Annotated in this window: 11 protein-coding genes; 10 read left to right on the top strand and 1 reads right to left on the bottom strand. The window is 62.8% G+C overall.

Annotated features, from left to right (window positions below; all coding sequences use genetic code 11):
- From Q9Q95_RS21020 to Q9Q95_RS20975, 10 genes are all read left to right on the top strand, one after another.
- Positions 1-2,092: DEAD/DEAH box helicase (locus tag Q9Q95_RS21020; protein ID WP_306099125.1), on the top strand; the 2,092-nt coding region annotated here is incomplete at its 5' end.
- Positions 2,092-6,591, top strand: coding sequence for an Eco57I restriction-modification methylase domain-containing protein (locus tag Q9Q95_RS21015; protein ID WP_306099124.1), 4,500 nt, complete (start codon positions 2,092-2,094; stop codon positions 6,589-6,591). The genes Q9Q95_RS21020 and Q9Q95_RS21015, both read left to right, overlap by 1 nt.
- On the top strand, positions 6,569-8,503 hold the full coding sequence (locus Q9Q95_RS21010) for a hypothetical protein (protein WP_306099123.1): 1,935 nt from the start codon (positions 6,569-6,571) through the stop codon (positions 8,501-8,503). Before Q9Q95_RS21015 ends, Q9Q95_RS21010 begins: the two co-directional genes overlap by 23 nt.
- Positions 8,504-8,634: 131 nt before the next feature.
- A complete protein-coding gene (locus Q9Q95_RS21005; RefSeq protein WP_306099122.1) occupies positions 8,635-9,459 on the top strand; it encodes a hypothetical protein in 825 nt (274 codons plus the stop codon).
- A 128-nt stretch (positions 9,460-9,587) separates the two neighbouring features.
- Positions 9,588-10,262, top strand: coding sequence for a hypothetical protein (locus Q9Q95_RS21000; RefSeq protein ID WP_306099121.1), 675 nt, complete (start codon positions 9,588-9,590; stop codon positions 10,260-10,262).
- Positions 10,255-10,869, top strand: coding sequence for a hypothetical protein (locus Q9Q95_RS20995; RefSeq protein ID WP_306099120.1), 615 nt, complete (start codon positions 10,255-10,257; stop codon positions 10,867-10,869). Before Q9Q95_RS21000 ends, Q9Q95_RS20995 begins: the two co-directional genes overlap by 8 nt.
- Positions 10,866-11,651, top strand: a complete 786-nt coding sequence (locus Q9Q95_RS20990) for an HNH endonuclease (protein ID WP_306099119.1) — start codon at positions 10,866-10,868, stop codon at positions 11,649-11,651. The genes Q9Q95_RS20995 and Q9Q95_RS20990 overlap by 4 nt, the downstream gene beginning before the upstream one ends.
- A 48-nt stretch (positions 11,652-11,699) precedes the next feature.
- Entirely contained in the window at positions 11,700-12,449 is a 750-nt protein-coding gene (locus Q9Q95_RS20985; RefSeq protein WP_306099118.1) for a hypothetical protein, read from the top strand.
- A 33-nt stretch (positions 12,450-12,482) separates the two neighbouring features.
- Entirely contained in the window at positions 12,483-13,598 is a 1,116-nt protein-coding gene (locus Q9Q95_RS20980; protein WP_306099117.1) for a hypothetical protein, read from the top strand.
- Positions 13,599-13,816: 218 nt separating this feature from the next.
- On the top strand, positions 13,817-15,586 hold the full coding sequence (locus tag Q9Q95_RS20975; RefSeq protein ID WP_306099116.1) for a hypothetical protein: 1,770 nt from the start codon (positions 13,817-13,819) through the stop codon (positions 15,584-15,586).
- Between the two features lie 8 nt (positions 15,587-15,594).
- Here Q9Q95_RS20975 and Q9Q95_RS20970 read toward each other — a convergent pair whose 3' ends face one another.
- On the bottom strand, positions 15,595-16,605 hold the full coding sequence (locus Q9Q95_RS20970) for a hypothetical protein (protein ID WP_306099115.1): 1,011 nt from the start codon (positions 16,603-16,605) through the stop codon (positions 15,595-15,597).
- Positions 16,606-16,813 lie beyond the last annotated feature (208 nt).

Here is a 16,813-nt window from a genome sequence, read left to right as displayed (position 1 = left end):
CTTCGTCATCGTCGATGAAGCGCATAGCTGCGTCGGCGGCGGGCAAGGAGGGACGCAGCAGCGTTACGCGATGCTGCGCGAACTGGCCCAAGACGCCACGCGCCACTTGCTGTTACTCACTGCCACCCCGCACAGCGGTGACCAAGAAGCGTTCCAGCGTCTGCTCGGCCTCCTCGACCCCAGCCTCGCGACGCCCGAGAATAGCGAGATCTGGCGCCGCCGCCTCGCGCGACATTTCGTCCAGCGCCGCCGCCCCGACATCCAGGACGGCTGGGGCGAATCGCGCGCCTTTGCCAAGGCGGAGACCGCCGAGCTGGCGTATCAGTTGGTTGGCGCGCACCTGACATTCCAGGAGGACGTCCTCGATTATTGTGTTGGCGTCGCGACGCGTGCCGATGGTGAGCGGGCGCGACGCCTCGCTTTCTGGGGCACCCTTGCGCTGATGCGCTGCGTCGGCTCTTCGCCTGCCGCGGCCGCTAGTGCGCTGCGCAACCGGCTGAGCGGCAAGGCGGAGGAAGCTGCGCTCGAACCGATCCTGATGGATGAGGATGAGGGCACGTTCAGCGACACCGATGTCGAGCCAGCGACCGCGTTCAACGGCGAGGAACGCGCCGCGCTTGAGGGGCTGATCGCAAAGGCCGAGGCGTTGGCAGCGAAGCCCGACGACGACCCTAAGCTGCGCGCGCTGGTTCGCGAGCTCAAGAAGCTAATCGCCAAGGGTGCCCGCCCGGTCGTCTTCTGTCGCTTCATCTCAACGGCCGAGGCGGTGGGCGAAGTCTTGCGAGCCGCCTTCAAGAAATACGATGTGCAGGTTGTCACTGGCCGTCTAACGCCGGAGGAACGCCGAGCTCGTGTCGATGCGATGAAGGATAGCGACGACCGCATCCTGGTCGCCACCGACTGCCTGTCCGAAGGCATCAACCTGCAGATGCTTTTCAACGCCGTGGTCCATTACGACCTCAACTGGAATCCGACCCGGCATCAGCAGCGCGAAGGGCGCGTCGATCGCTTTGGCCAGCAATCGCCGACGGTGTGGTCGCTGATGATGTTCGGCGAGAATTCGATGATCGATGGCGCGGTGATCGAGGTGATCACGAGCAAGGCCAAGCGCATTCGCGAAGCGACTGGCGTGACCGTGCCGGTGCCCGAGGATAGCGCTAGCGTGACCAGCGCACTGATGCAGGCAATGCTGCTGCGGTCCAACTCGCCGCGTGCGCAGGGTGCATTCGACTTCGGCAGCGCAGCGCCATCAGTTGAGACGGTGTGGCGCGATGCTGAGGAAAACATGAAGAGAAGTCGCGCGATCTATGCCCAGAATGCATTAAGCCCGGACGAAGTGCTGCCCGAATGGCGGCGTATGCGCGCGCTGAACGGGGGACAGACGGAAGTCGGACGGTTCACTCGTCGGGCGCTCAACCGGGTTACTCAAGGCGCGATAGGCCAGCAGGACCAGCACTGGCGCATCAATTACGATCGCCTGCCACAACGGCTAGCGGAGCGGCTCGCCGCGCGTGGCCTGACCGGCAGCCGCCTCATCAGCTTTGAGGATATGCCACCGCCCGATGTCGCGCATATTGGCCGCGTCCATCCGCTGGTGGCGATGCTGGCCGAGACGATGGCGGAGGGCGCACTCGACCCTGGCGGGGCGGATGGCCCGGTCGCGCTTGGCCGGGCCGGCGCGTGGCGCACGCGCGCGGTCGGCAAGCTAACGCATGTGCTGCTGCTGCGGCTACGCTTCACGCTGGTGACGAGCGGGCGGCGCACGCTGCTGGCCGAGGAGGCAACGGCAATCGCCTTCGACAGCGGGGGCGAACTGGCGAATGGCGAGAAGGCACTGGAACTGCTGGAGGCGCAGGCGTCGGGCAACCTCGATCCTGCCGTTATCGCGCGGCAGGTCGAGGCAGCGCGCGGACGCATTGGCGAGTATGACGCCGCGATCCGCGCCTATGCGCGGCAACGCGCCACCGCGCTGGGCGAGGATCATGACCGGGTGAAGGTCGCCACCGCGGGTGCCGGCAGCACGACGCAGGTCGCGCCGGTCGGCACGGCGGACGTCATCGGCCTGTATGTCCTGGTCCCGGAGGCGAATTGATGGCCCGTGCCCTGAAACGCGCCGCTGAGCTCGGCCTGGAAGCGATCACTATCGAAGGCGGGCTGATCGCGCCCGATCAGGTGCAGGCGATTGCCGGCGCGACGCGCGACGCGAAGCTCGCGGCAAGCTATGACGTGCCCAAAGGGCTGACGCTCGCCGACGAGATCTCGCGCTATTTCCGCATCGGCCAAGGCATCTGGCGCGACTATGCGAAGATCGACGCGCCGACGACGACTCAGACCGCGGCGTTCGTGCGCGAGCTGTTGGCGGGCGCGTTCGGGTTTGATGACCTGACTGGACCCGTCGATCGGCAGGACGGCACGCGGCGCTATCGCATCGCGATGGAAGGCCGGCAGGGCCGCGTTCCGATCGTCGTCGCGCCACCTTCGTTCGAAGGAACGCGCTTCAACGGTTTCAACCGCGCGCTACCGGACTTCGGTGACGGAGCGGAAGGCCGCGCGCGGCGTGCGTCGATCGTGCTGTTGCAGGATTGGCTCAACCATGCCGACCATGCGCTGTGGGGCCTAGTATTCGCAGGCGACCGCGTGCGGTTGATGCGCGACAATGCCAGCCTGACGCGCGGCGCGTGGATCGAGGCCGATCTGGGCGCGATGTTCCGCGACGAGATGTTCGCGGATTTCACCGCCTGGTGGCTGCTCACTCATGCCAGCCGCTTCGGCGCCACCGGCACGCCGCCGTCCGCCGCGCCGCTGGAACAGGCGCGGGAGGCGGGGCTGAAGCAAGGCACCGCGGCGCGCGATCGGCTGGGCTGCAATGTCGAGGAGGCGCTGCGCGAACTGGGCGCCGGGCTGATCGAGGCGAACCCGCAGCTCAGGGACCAGATCGCCACCGATACCGCCGCGACGATGCGGCTGTTCGAGGAGCTGCTGCGCACGGTCTATCGCCTGATCTTCCTGGCGGTGGCGGAGGAGCGCGACTTGCTCCACCCGCGCGCCACCGGGCGCGACGCGCGCAATCTCTATGCCGATAGCTACAGCTTTGCCTTCTGGCGTGCGCGATCGGCGCGGCGCGCGGCCTATGACGCGCATCATGATGCGTGGGAGGGGATGAAGGTCACGCTCGCCGCGCTGGAACAGGGACAGCCAATGCTCGGCCTCCCCGCGCTGGGCGGACTGTTCGCGCGCGGGGCCACACCGACACTGAACGCCGCGCGCATCCCCAATCGCCGCTTCCTGCGCGCGGTGTGGAACCTCGGCTTCGTGCAGATCGACAGCCGCCTGACGCGGATCAACTGGCGCGACATGCGCACCGAAGAGCTGGGCAGCGTCTATGAAGGGTTGCTGGAGCTGCGCCCCTCGCTCAGCATGGCGGGCGAGTTCGAGCTGGCGTCGGTCAAGGGCAATGACCGCAAGACAAGCGGCAGTTACTATACCCCCGACAGCCTGGTCGAAACGCTGCTCGACAGCGCGCTCGATCCGGTGCTGGAACACGCCGAGGCGAACGGCGGGCCGGATGCGATCCTGGACCTGAAGGTCATCGATCCGGCATGCGGATCCGGCCATTTCCTACTGGGCGCGGCGCGGCGCATGGCGGGAAAGGTCGCAGCGCTGCGCAATCCCGACGCGCCGGACGAGCAGGCCGCGCTGCGCGATGTCGTTAGCCGCTGCATCCACGGCGTTGACCGCAACCCGATGGCGGTCGAGCTGGCCAAGGTCGCGCTGTGGATCGAGAGCGTGTCGCCGGGGCAGCCGCTGGGCTTCCTCGACGCGAATATCCGTTGCGGCGACGCACTGCTCGGCGTGTTCGACCTCGACGCATTGGAGGAAGGCGTGCCCGACGCGGCCTACAAGCCGCTGACTGGAGACAATGCGGCAACCGCAAACGGTCTGAAACGGCTCAACAAGGCGGAGCGCGAGGCTGGGTTGCTGAAGCTGGCGATCGAGCGCGACAAGCTGAGTCGCGCCTACCGCCGGTTTCACGCGATGCCCGAGAATACGCCGCGCGAAGTTGCGGCGCGTGCGGAGGAATATGTGCGCATCCGCCAGTTGCCGGATTGGCAGGCGCTGCGTCAGGCATGCGACGCCTATGTCGCGGCGTTTCTCCTTCCGAAGCCGGCGCTGCCAAGTCCGCAAGCTAAGCCATTGGTGCCCACCACCCGGCATATTCGTGACATCTTGTCCGGCGGTCTGACGCTAGGGACAGGCGGAATGCAGGGACAGCTTGCCGCAGCAGTCGACGCTGCCGCTTACGGCGCGAGCACCTTTCACTGGCCGATCGAATTCCCTGACGTGTTGTTGCGGCCGGAGGGCGGGTTTGACGTAGTGCTGGGCAACCCGCCGTGGGAGGTCGTTCAGCTCGGCGAAGAGGAGTATTTCGAGGCACGCGCGCCGGAGATCGCTGCGCTGAAGGGGGCGACTCGAAAGCGCGCCATCGCTGCACTGGAGGCCGAGCAGCCCGCGTTGTTCGCGGAGTTTGCGCGCGACAAGCGCCAATTCGAGGCCATGAATGACTTTTTCCGGGGCAGTGGGCGCTTTGATCTAACGGCGCGGGGCAAGGTCAACACCTATGGCTTGTTCGCAGAGCATTTCCTGAGGCTTATTCGCAAGCGGGGCCGCGCAGGCGTGATCGTGCCGACCGGAATTATCACGGATCTAAGCACGAGTGAATTTTTCGCTGATCTCGTAAATACTAACCGCTTAGTATCATCACTTGGCTTTGATAACGCTAAGCGAATATTCCCTGCAATTCATCCGGATACGCCTTTCACACTGCTCACAACTGGATTTGTGACGAAAACTCCTGAGTTTACCTCCTATCTTTTGAGTATTGAAGAGCTAGAAGATGAGCGTCGGCATTACTCGCTCTCGCCGCACGACATTGCGCGAATTAACCCCAACACGAAGACCGCACCAATCTTCCGCGCGCGTGAGGACGCCCGGCTGACTGCCGCGATCTATGATCGTGTGCCAGTGCTGATTGATGAGGCTAGTGGCGCGGCGGGCAATCCGTGGAGCGTCGAGTTCCGCCAAGGTCTGTTCAACATGACCAGTGACAGCGGTCTTTTCTGCACTGGCGCGCAACTCGACGCGGAGGGCTGGGTGCGAGACGGCGCCGACTGGGTGCGAGCGCCCGCTATGCCACCGCGCGCTCCTGGATTGGCCCTGACCGGCGGTCACGACGCGCGTCACCTCGATCTGTCGACCGGTAGCAATGCCTCGGCCGAAGCTCGCTATATCCCGCTCTACGAAGCTAAGATGATCCACCAGTTCGATCATCGCTGGGCGACCTACGTCGATAACGGTAGCGGCGAAACGAGCCGAGACGTAACGGAGGTAGAGAAGCAGGACGCCCATTTTGAACCGAGCCCGCGCTACTGGGTGCCCGAGCCTCAAGTTGTGGAGCGACTGCGCGCAAAAGGCTGGACGCGCGGATGGCTGACCGGCTGGCGTGACATCACTAACGCGACGAACGAACGCACAGTAATTGGACACATCTTTCCACAATCAGGTGTCGGCAACCAGTTGCCCTTAATGCTGTTCGACCAGCAAGCCGATTGGCGTAGTGTCGCAGCCTTGGTGAGTAACCTATCGGCCATTGCGCTGGACTTTACGGCGCGCTTCAAAGTCGGCGGCACCCACCTTAACTTTTTCATTTACTCGCAGCTCCCCGTCCTCCCCCCCACTGCCTACACCGAAGCCGACCTCGCCTTCATCGTTCCGCGGGTGCTGGAGCTGACCTATACCAGCCATGCCATGGCCCCTTTCGCGCGCGATATGGGCTATGACGGCGCGCCCTTCGCATGGGACGAGGATCGCCGCGCGCTGCTGCGTGCCGAGCTCGATGCCTGGTATGCGCTCGCTTATGGCCTGACGCGCGACGAGCTGCGCTATGTGCTCGATCCCAAAGAAGTAATGGGCGCGGACTACCCATCTGAAACCTTCCGCGTCCTGCAAAATAACGAGCTGCGCAAATACGGCGAATACCGCACCCACCGCCTTGTCCTCGCCGCCTATGACGCGCAGGTCGCCGCTGCACCTGACACTGCTTCGCTTGCAGATGGTCGATGGGAGGGCGCGATCAACGAGGAGCCAGACGTGCGACTGCTCCTCGCTGCCATCATCAAGCGCATGCGATACCCTCGTTCGCTGCGCGAGGTGAAATCTGCTTTCCTCTACGCTGCGCAGCCGCATCTGCTTAGGCCGCACCTCAACGCCGCCGCGGCAGCGGAGTGGCAGCGGCTCGTCGGCGACGCAGCGACACTGCCCGTTTCGGCAAGCGTGCCGTCCTTCTCGGCATCTAGACTCGTGCATTTCGTTGCGGCGCAGGCGCAACTTGCTGCCCGACGAGCATGGCGCTTTGACGCGGAGACCTCGACTGTCGATCGCGGAGCGGCGATTTACGATATTCTGTTACCGCCTTGGGCGGAGGGCCGCGCCGATTTTGTCTGGCATGCGCTTCGCTCGATCGATCTCAATGCGGCCACCGCGATGCTGAGCCAGGGGGAGCAAGTGTTCGTTGCCCAAGCCCTCGCTGCCTGATCTGTTCGCCGAGCAGCTCGACGGCTTTCAGCCGATCCAGGGCAATGGTCCACGTCTGTGGATCAGACGGCTGGTGATCTGGAGGGCGGCGGACGAGCCACCGATCCGGGATATCTCCCTGCGCCCAGGCCTCAATATCGTGTGGTCTCCCGATGCCGAGGGAGAGGACGGCCACATGGGCCATGGCGGGGGTAAGACCAGCTTCTGCCGGCTGATCCGCTACTGCCTAGGCGAGGACAGCTACGGCGCTGATGCGCAACGACAGCGGATCGCCAATTCGCTGCCCGACGCCCATGTCGGTGCCGAAATCATGCTCGATGGCGAGTTGTGGAACGTCATTCGTCCGATCGGTGCCGGAGCCGGAACTGGCAGACATTACGCGCAAGCCGGCGGATCGTTGGACGGCTTGGCGTGGGGAGATCTCCCCAACTCGACAATCAGTCCCCTGCGGAAGGCGATCGCAAGCGCGGTCATGCCCGCGGCTGCACCACATATGCCGGTTGGCAGCAGCCTAGACGACGCTTGGGAAGCAACGCTCGCTTGGCTGACCCGCGATCAGGAATGCCGCCTGCTCGACATTCTCGACTGGCGCGCACCAGAAACGCAATCCCGCTCTCCCTCAAGGAATATGTCCAAGCCTGATCGCGTGAGAGTGATCCGGTTACTGCTGAAGGCGCTCCAGCAGGACGAGATCGGCGCATTAAGGCGCGCGCAAGAGCACAAGCGCAGGGCTGAGGAGGCCGCTCGGCGCAAGCAGCGGATCGAATGGGTGCGCGATGACGTCGCCCGCGATTTGGCGGATATCTTCGGCGGTGACCCTGCCGAGGCCACTACGCCCGACTTCTGGGCGGTCAAAGCGACCGCTGGTGCAAGCGCCGAACAGCTGCGAGCCGATCCGGAGATCGATCAAAGGTTGCAGGAGGCAGCGACGCTCGTCGCGGAAAAGGAAGGCGGGCTCCGGTCGATTGAAGACCGCCTCATCGAAATTGATGCAGCCTTACCGGAGGTCCTATCGAGAATCCGAATGTTCGATGACCAGATACCACGTGCGGCGTTGAGCGTTGAGGATGCCTCGGACCCCTTGTGCCCGACCTGCGGTCAATCCGTGCCACCTGAAGCACAGACCTTCATCGATCAGCAACAGGCGTTTCTCGAGAGTCTTCGCGAGGACCACGTAAAAGCGATCGGGCGGAGACAGGCGCTCCTCGCCGAACAACAGTCGTTGAAACCCGATCTCGGGCTCGCGCGCCAGCGGTTAGAGCAGGCAAAGGCGACGCATAAGGCGCTGGAACAAGCCGCCGCAGAGTCGAGGGAGGCTCTCGCGTCGGCGACCGGCTATGTCACGTTGACGAAGCGATATCCCGAATACCTCGCTGAAATCACAAAGCACGAAGCGGAATTTCAACACGAAACCGCCGCCGAGGTCCGCGAGCGGAGTTCGGCCGCGGCCATGCGCCTGGCTGCCCAAGGTGTCGTCGCGCGACTTTCCGCCCTATTCGGCGCCACGGTAAGCTTCCTTGTTCCCGAGGGCGCGGAAGCCAGCGTGCAATTGAACGAAAGCGGCATTCAACCAATAATTTCACTGCACGGCGATCTGACTACTGCGGCCGTCGACTCGCTAAAGGTGGTTGCATTCGACCTGGCTGCGCTTCTGTTGACGATGGAGGGCAAGACAGAGCTGCCCGGCTTCTGGCTGCACGACAGCCCCCGAGAGGCCGACCTAGGGCTCGCAATCTACCACCGGATCTTCGACTTGGCGCTATGGCTGGAAGAACAGACGGATGGCCCGCAGTTCCAATACATCGTCACGACGACGACGGCCCCGCCTGAGAAGCTCAAAGCGGCGCCTTGGACAATACTGAAGCTCAGTAGCGCGCCACGAGAGTCCCGCTTGCTTCGACGGGATTTGTAGGACGTGATTCCTCTCCTTTTTCCCGCTCGGACCAGGTCGCGCACGACACGCACCTCAGGTGCAGGCGACCTGAATGGACGTGGATTGCGCGCAGTTCGCCGGGGGCGGGTCCCGGGGGAGGGAAATCTGGCATGAAGACGATCCGAAAAGGGACTGCCGGCAAGGCAACGCTGCGGCTGGTGCAGACCGAGAAGGAATTTGTCGGCTTGGTGATCGAGGGCGGCAAGACGCTCTTTCAGACACGCGGCCAGGATGCCGACACCGTCTGGTCGGCACTTCAAGCCGAGTTGTCGCGCGGCGGATCGAATTGGTTCGGTCATGCTGGCGCCCGGTCGCGCTTCCTGCATTGGTTCGCCGGCGGCTTCCATTCGCCCGCCTATCTCAAGAACGAACGCGATTATAAGCTCCGGGCCAAAGAGAGGCTGGAGCAGACGACGCCTGTCGAGGCTGCCATCACGGGCTCTGGCCACGGCGAAGCGGTGCTCACCGCTTACCGTGCTACGAACTTGCTCTACCCGATTGAGAAGACGCGGCTGCAGAAGCTGCTACGCGGGCCCGATGCAGATAGTTTTGTCAGGGCCGCCGCCCGTTTCGCGGTCAGCGACGGCGTCGGCCCCGAGGCGAAGGCAGCGCTCACCACGATGGAGCGGCTGCTGATCCCGCACGACAATGCGAAATGGACCGTGGTAACCTACCTGCCGTTCCTGTGGCGGCCGGAATCCCACATATTCCTTAAGCCCGAAGTGACGAAGGACTTCGCTTCGCGCGTCATGCATCGACTTGCAGATGACTATGAGGCGGGATTGAACCCCCGCGTCTATGGTAGCCTGCTCGACATGGCAGAGGGCATCCGCGCGGCCTTCGCGAACTTGGAGCCGCGGGACATGATCGACATCCAGAGCGTGATCTGGGTGGTCGGGGATTATCGCGACGGCCGCGAGCAACCGCAGCAGTGAGTAGCCTCTCAAGCAATGGCAGGCGTGAGGTCGTCCGCGTCACGGAGTGGCAGGGGGCCATCCGTATACCGCCCTGCTGCTACGACGACGACGCCCTGCGCCGAATGGCCGAGAGATGGGACCATCGTATGCGGCAGGTCCTCGACTATGCCTCGGCGGCCCCGCCGCGAGCGCAATACGATGCTGGTGCTATCCGCCGCTTGTTCGCGCTCGACCTCGCGCACCACTGTTTCGCAGTCAGGCCCCATGAATGGGCCAAATTTTACGAGCCACAGATCACCCGCGGTTTCGTTCATTACCTGACCGAGGGCGGCGCCGACCGGCAACTTGGGCGCGCCCTCGCCTTCTATCGCGCCGCCTGCCGCTGCGCCGGGCGCCGCATCGTCCAAGCGGGTGCCGACCGGATCAAAGATTTTGAGGTTGCGGCAGAAGAAGCCACCACCATGAAAAGAGGTGCCGGCCGCAAACGTATCGAGCGTGGTAAGATCGACATTCTCGTCGATTTCGAATTAGACGATGGCGTTCGGGCAGGGGCTGCGCTGGAAGCCAAATTCGATCACACACTCAGCCGTGGCCAACTCGGCAAATACGCGGCGCATCTCATCGACAAGCGGCAATGGTCGTACGAGCGCTCGCCGTTGATCCTCGTTGGACGGTACACAACGCCGCCGGATGATGGACGCTGGGACTCAACCAACTGGTGGCGATTCATGCTGTGGTTTGAACGCGAACTCGCCGAGCCCGATGACGACCCGGAATTCCAGCGCTTCCGCCGCACCCTTTGGGAGACCGCCTATGCCTAATAGCCGGGAGCGCGCGCTGTTCCACTTCAGCCCTAGCGTAGAAGCTTACTACAAGAACGATAAGGTGCGCTCTGCCGTCAATCTGATTGTGGATCAGGGACTCGTCTTCGCGCCTGAAAGCAACGAGTGGGACCAAGTCGAGACCTATTACGACGCGGTTGTGTCGGCCTTGCAAACTCAGGTTGATTTGGCGAAGGACATGTTTCGCTTGTGGATGGCGGTGTGGGGCGATTACCCCCGCGACTGGAAGCCGCTCCCGGCAGATCCAAAGGATGAAGAGCTGTCGCTTGACCCTCAGCTGAGATGGGACGGCGAGTATTTCGAGCGACACTTCACGCGATCCGGGCGGACCATCAAGCTTTGGGTTATGCCGGGGGAGGAACCGGACGCGCTGGGCAAAACCGAAATCGCATTCGATGTTACACACGGCGCACGCTCGCTGCTCAAAAAGGGCTTGGCATGGCCAGCATCTCGAGCGGGCTGGCGCTTTTCCGATGGCGCGATGCGCCTGAAATCCGGTGTTGGCTATGCGGATGGCCTGGACCTCACCTCATTCAAAGCTGCCGCGACGGAGGCCCTCGCATTCCTGAAAGAATTCGAAGGATGATCGACACCGACTACCGCCTCCGCGCCGTCCCCGCCGGTCTCCGCTCGGAGCTGCAGGAAGCCGCGTCCAATCACGGCTATCGGCGTGAGACAGGAGAGGCTGACGGTTGGCTTTACTTCGCCTCCGACATCAACGTGCCGGGCGAGATCGGGCTGGCGGTGGCGGCGGACGGCGTCTGTTGGTTTCTGGCCGTGGAGCACCCTGGGGTCGCGGCCGAACTGGATGCGCCCGCCGCTGCACCGGTGCCGCAGGGTAAAAGGGCGGCGTTCGGCTTTGTACACCAAAGCGCGATGCGCGGTGCGCTTCACCGCGCCTATGTGCTCGCCACCACGCTGCCCACGCTGCCGCTCCTGGAATTTGAGGCTGCGGTAGCAGGTCTGGGGGATACCGAAGCGGAACGCCTCCTACGTGTGCGCATCGGTCAGGATCACTTTCGCGGGGCGTTGATGGGCTATTGGAATGGGCGCTGCCCGCTCACCGGGATCGAAGAGCCGGCCTTGTTGCGCGCGAGCCACATCGTGCCTTGGGCGCAGTGCGCGAGCGACGAGGAACGGCTGAATGTCCATAATGGACTGTTATTAGCAGCTCACTGGGACGCTGCATTTGATGCGGGGTTGGTAAGCTTCGAAGACGACGGTTCTGCGCTATTCTCTCCCCACCTTGGAGCGGCAGCCCGGCAGTCCTTGGGGCGCCCGTCTTCGCTGGCAATAACTGATGAGCATCGTACGCGGCTGGCTTGGCATCGATCATGCTTCGGCTTCGATTCCACAAGAAATACATAGCGCGAATGTAGACATCTCTTCAGAAGAGCGAGCGGTGCGACGACGACAATGCTGCGCGTCGCGTGGTCCAGCCGCCACCGATACGCGACACCGGCGATGCATGGGGTCTACGAGACAAAAGGGAGTTGTGATCTGTCGATTGAAGCCGCCTTGACCCTACTTCCAGAAGAGATGATGCGCCGCTCCGGGGCGCTGTTCTATTCGGGGCCGAGCGCGTTTGCGGGACCCCGTTCGCTCTACATTCTTGGTCTCAACCCGGGTGGCTCGCCAACAAAGCAGGCTAACGAAACCCTCCGACGGGATATTGCCGAGTGGAAGGCCTTGATGAAGCCATGGTCCGCGTATCTGGACGAGTCTTGGCAAGGCCGCCCGCCCGGAACTCATGGCATGCAACCGCGCATGCGTCATATGTTCGACCGGCTGGACCTCGATCTTCGTGAGGTGCCCGCCAGCAACGTCGTGTTCGCGCGCTCTATCGGTGAGGCTACCCTGGCGGAAAAGGTGCTCCTCTTAACTCGGTGCTGGCCGGTCCATGAAGCGGTCATTAGCGAACTCGGCGTTCGCACAATCTTGTGTCTTGGCAGCACGGCGGGGCGCTGGGTCCGCGATGCCTTAGCCGCGAATCAATTTCTGGACAGCTTCTCGGAAACCAATGGGCGTCGCTGGACCAGCGAGGCGCACATTGCACCCGACGGGCGCGCCGTCGTCACCGTCACCCATCCCGGTCGTGCGGATTGGCGCAATCCGGCGGCCGACCCGACTCCGCTAGTCCGAGCCATGCTCAACCGCGCCGTCTGAGAAAACCTTAATCCTTACGCCTGAGAGGCCCCATTGACCCGAAGCATCATCTACACCGTCGATGCCGAGGGGACGCTGACTTCGATGCGCCCCTCTGAACCGCGCAGCGAGGATTTCATGCAGAAGTTGGTGGCTGCTCATCCCGAACTCATTGCCGACCAGGACGGTGCCCTTCTTCTCATCCGTCGTGAACAGCCGATCGCTGATCGTGAGGACGGCAACGGCCGGTGGTCACTCGACCATCTTTTCGTGACGCGCACCGGGGTGCCCGTCCTGGTCGAGTTGAAGCGTGCGGTCGATACGCGCCTGCGCCGCGAGGTAATCGGTCAGATGCTCGACTATGCCGCCAACGGCACTGCCTATTGGCAGGGCGGTCGCATCGCCCAGAGCTATGCCGCGACCATGATCGAGCTTGGCCGCGACGCGGATGCCGAGCTCGCGGTATTCCTCGCAGGCACGTCCGATCCGGAGCAGTTTTGGGAGCAGGTGGATGCAAATTTCGCCGCTGGCCGGATCAAGATGGTCTTCGTGGCCGACACGATCCCGCGCGAACTGGCACGGATCGTCGAATTCCTGAACGAGCAGATGAAGGCGGACGTCCGCGCAGTGGAACTATCTTGGTTCGAGAGCGAAGGCGGCGTGACGGCGCTGACGCCGCGCATAATTGGCGAGACCGAACGCGCTCAGACGGAGAAGGCGGCGCGAGGAGCGCTTCCGCCGATCACCCGGGATGCTTGGATCGAAACCAAGCTTGGACCCTGTGGAAACGACGCAGTCGAGGCCGCCAACGTGTTCGCCGCGCTGGTAGATGAGGTCGGAGGGCGCGCGGAAGTGACCTCGTCGCAAGGATCTATCCTCTCGGTGTTCGATATTCACGGCGCCACGCTATACCCGTTCCGGCTTTCCAATGAGCGAAAAGGATCGGTTCAGCTATATCTCGGCCATCTTATCTATCGTCCTGCCTTCGCCAACGAGGTTGTCCGACAGCGGCTCTACGATGACCTCGTCGCCATCGTGGGGCCCCTAAGCACCAAGACGTTGAATGGTTTCCCAGGCTTCGATGTTCGTAAGCTCAACGATCCGCTGATCGCATCAGAGCTTACCGGCTACCTCCGGCGGCTTCTTACCGAAGCGGGAGCGGAGCGGTGATTGCTCCTCTCGTCTTGACTGCCGGCAACGAAAGGTGCGGTCTCAGGGCGATGCAGCAAGCTCCTGTAGCATCACGACGGCTATCGCTCCATCTCACTTAATCGCTACCGACCTGCTTTCATTCTGTCGCGACGCTCGTCTCCCTCAAGAGAATGACGGTTACCAAGGGCATGCTAGAGCCGTAAAACAGCCTCTCAACTAGTGTGCGGGTAGATGTGATGTTCAATCTGATCGTGGCCGGCTCTGGGTCTCACTGGGAAGCCGCGCCGCTCAGCTTCGGGGTCGACCGGTTCAAGGAATATAGCCACGACGGCGCGGATGCGGTCGATATCGCGCGACCGGAGACGCTTACCCTGCTCGAACAGATCCCGACGCTGCTTGCCTATGAAGTGGGTGCGAGGGGGCCTAGGCCGAGGACCGTGCGCTATGGGCGCCTGCACAACCTTCAACGCCGCGGAACGAGGCTGCTGTTCGATTTCGATCCCGATCCCAACCACGCGTATCTGGACCAAGTCGAGCTGTTCGCGCGCTCCGAGGAACTTGGCATCGAGCCGTTCGAGCAGCATCGCACGCACTGGGCGATCAAGGACGGCGACATACCGCTGAACTTCATCGCGACAGGAACGCCCGAGCCGCATGATCGAACCATTCAGCAGATCGCCAACGAATACGGCGAAGCTCTGCGCAACGGCACCGCGGTCCAACGCAGACGGCTCCGCGAGGAACTGGAAAATACGCCGCCGACGATCGACAAGGCGCGCTTCATCCTGTCTGCCCGGCGCGAGCTAATCGTCACGCCAGAGATCATGCCCATCCTAGAGATCGAGCCAAGGTCTGCCGAGGGTCGCAGGGCGCTCGAGGCGATCCTAGCGCGCGATGCGAATGGCGCGGAGCTTCCTGAGGATTGGAACTATTCGCTGGCCTGGTTCCTAGACCTTTATGGAAGCCCGACCGAAGCGGCGCGATGTGACGAGGCTGTCCGGCACTGTGAAACCCATCTTGTCAGTTTAGGACCCGCCGACGGCAACCAGCCTTCCCCGGTCGAAGCCGTCGCCTACCACTTGTGGCGATGCGCTCGCAGCCCGCTCCTCGTCGGGACGCTTCGCCGGGGCATCGCCATGCAGCTCGACCGCCTTGCGATCCGCCAGCACGCAGATGGCTACTGGGAAACTGACGATGATGGCGCGCAGCGGATCGGCGTCCGAGCAACGGCGCTTGCTACGCTTGCGTTTCAGCGACTGGGTGACGATCGATATCATGACGCCATCTCGCGCGCGGTTGCCTGGCTTCTTGCTCAGCGGACACCGGATGCCGGCTTCTGGGTTCGCCACAGCGGTGACGAGGCCGAGGATCTCATCGGCACCGCCGTAACTCTCGAGGTCATTCGCAGATCGCAGATCGCGAATGATGTGGGTCACGTCCTCGATCAGGCCGATGCATGGCTGCTGGGCAAACAATTGGAACTTGGCGAGTGGCACGCCGACCCGCTCGAGGACGATTTCACGACCGCGATCATACTGGGATATCTTGTACGTCCGAACGATCTCCTCGCCCAAGTCGACGGCTTTCTCCTCATGGCCCGCGATTTTTTCCGTCGCGCCGAGGAGCTAAGCCTCGAGGGGGGCGCGAATACGCGTCGATTGGCGGCGATCGCGACGGTCCATGCCGTAGAGATGTTCCTCTACGGCCTCTTCGAGAACCGCGACGATCTGGGATTATCCGCCTTCCGCGAGAATGGTGCCGAGACGCTCGGTCCCCGCGACGCGATGGCCCAGTTGCAGGCGGCATTGAGACGGCAAGGCGTGCTTGGCGATAACCAGCGCCTCGCGCACCGCGACCAGATCTCGAGCCTGATTGGACGGCGCGACAATATCATCCACCGGGCGCACGAGATCAGTGCAAATGAACTCATGCGCGGACTTATCGACGCTAGGCGTTTCATCGAACGCTATGGCCGCGATCTGTTGCAAATCGACCTACTTCAATAGTGGGTCGCCTACGGTTCGGCGACGATGTCGCCCGACTTATGCCGCATGCGAAAGATGCGAAGGCCGAGCCGGCTGGTCTCGAAGTCCCAGGTTGCGAGGGGTCGGAACCAGCCGGGGCGTGCGTTGCCGTGCAGCTGCGTCACCTGATCACCGATGCTCGTCTCGGCTCGGTAATAGCGCGAGAATATCCTGCTTGCCGGCCCCATCGAGTCGAAACCGTTCTCCGATTCCTCTTCGGGCGTGGCGATGAAATGGAGCTGACGCACTCCCGAGACCGATCGCCGCTCTATTGGGCCTTCAAGGCGCCAGTCCCCATATTGCATCAGGATCATGGCGAGTTGCCGATCCCGGACGTCCTCCAACAGAATGTTTTGCCGGTAGAGGGAGACGGATGCCCTTTGAACGCCAAAGCCTTCGTCGTCACGCATATCGACGACCAGGCGGAGCGGTCCCGGAAGGTTTATGGAAACGTCGCCGATATCGCCCAAGCGATTGTAGATCAGGGCCGTCATCATTCGGACTTTGAGGCCGCCCTCGCGGGTCACGAAGCGAGGAATCTCGACGAGCGTCCAGAGGCCCCATCGCGACCAGAAATGGGCGACGAGCAACTTGGCGCCGACGAGGTCGGCGTAGAGCTGAAGCGACCGCAGATAGGTGGGGCCCATCTTATGGACCTGATCGGATGGATCTTCGCGGTGAACGTTCTTAACTTCGACGAGCCATTGCTCGCCGTTCTCGAGGACGATCCTGAAATCGGGCGTGCGAAGCTTCTCGGTCCCATGAACCGAGCCGGTATCCTCTGATTTAAGCATGCGGAATCCGCCGAGACTGATAACCATAGCCTCGAACAACCGCTCGGTCCGCATGCCAAAGACCAAATCGCGATCCTTGATCGCGCTTTGGAGGCGAGGAACGGCATCCGCGGTGAAACGCTCAATCAGTTCCGGCTCGGACAAGGCGACGTCGTTCGCATGGGCGAACCGCGCAAGCTGTGTCAGTAGGTCGAAATCCTTGGCCATCGGACCGATCCTGCCGCTCGGAGAACGCTGCGGCAAGCATGGCCCATCATCCCGTCCACTATGGCACCTGACGGTGAGGGAGCGCTTGGCCGCGGAATATTTTTCACGCCGGACGCTCGCTGCCGCTACCGGATCAAACCCAATCCTCTCGCTCTCTTGTTTGAGAATAGGATTTCTAAACCGGAGCGACAAATCTGGCGGATTTCCG

Origin of the sequence: Sphingomonas sp. DG1-23, from assembly GCF_030730875.1 — a bacterium.
In the GTDB taxonomy this organism is placed as follows: domain Bacteria; phylum Pseudomonadota; class Alphaproteobacteria; order Sphingomonadales; family Sphingomonadaceae; genus Sphingomonas.
Note: the sequence above shows the minus strand (reverse complement) of the source record. Positions and strands in the feature narration are given on the sequence as shown.

Excerpts from the sequence above, each read along its gene's own strand:
- Q9Q95_RS21015 (WP_306099124.1), top strand. The coding sequence starts at position 2,092 with ATGGCCCGTGCCCTGAAACGCGCCGCTGAGCTCGGCCTGGAAGCGATC.
- Q9Q95_RS21005 (WP_306099122.1), top strand. The coding sequence starts at position 8,635 with ATGAAGACGATCCGAAAAGGGACTGCCGGCAAGGCAACGCTGCGGCTG.
- Q9Q95_RS21000 (WP_306099121.1), top strand. The coding sequence starts at position 9,588 with ATGCGGCAGGTCCTCGACTATGCCTCGGCGGCCCCGCCGCGAGCGCAA.
- Q9Q95_RS20995 (WP_306099120.1), top strand. The coding sequence starts at position 10,255 with ATGCCTAATAGCCGGGAGCGCGCGCTGTTCCACTTCAGCCCTAGCGTA.
- Q9Q95_RS20990 (WP_306099119.1), top strand. The coding sequence starts at position 10,866 with ATGATCGACACCGACTACCGCCTCCGCGCCGTCCCCGCCGGTCTCCGC.
- Q9Q95_RS20985 (WP_306099118.1), top strand. The coding sequence starts at position 11,700 with ATGCTGCGCGTCGCGTGGTCCAGCCGCCACCGATACGCGACACCGGCG.
- Q9Q95_RS20975 (WP_306099116.1), top strand. The coding sequence starts at position 13,817 with ATGTTCAATCTGATCGTGGCCGGCTCTGGGTCTCACTGGGAAGCCGCG.
- Q9Q95_RS20970 (WP_306099115.1), bottom strand. The coding sequence starts at position 16,605 with ATGGCCAAGGATTTCGACCTACTGACACAGCTTGCGCGGTTCGCCCAT.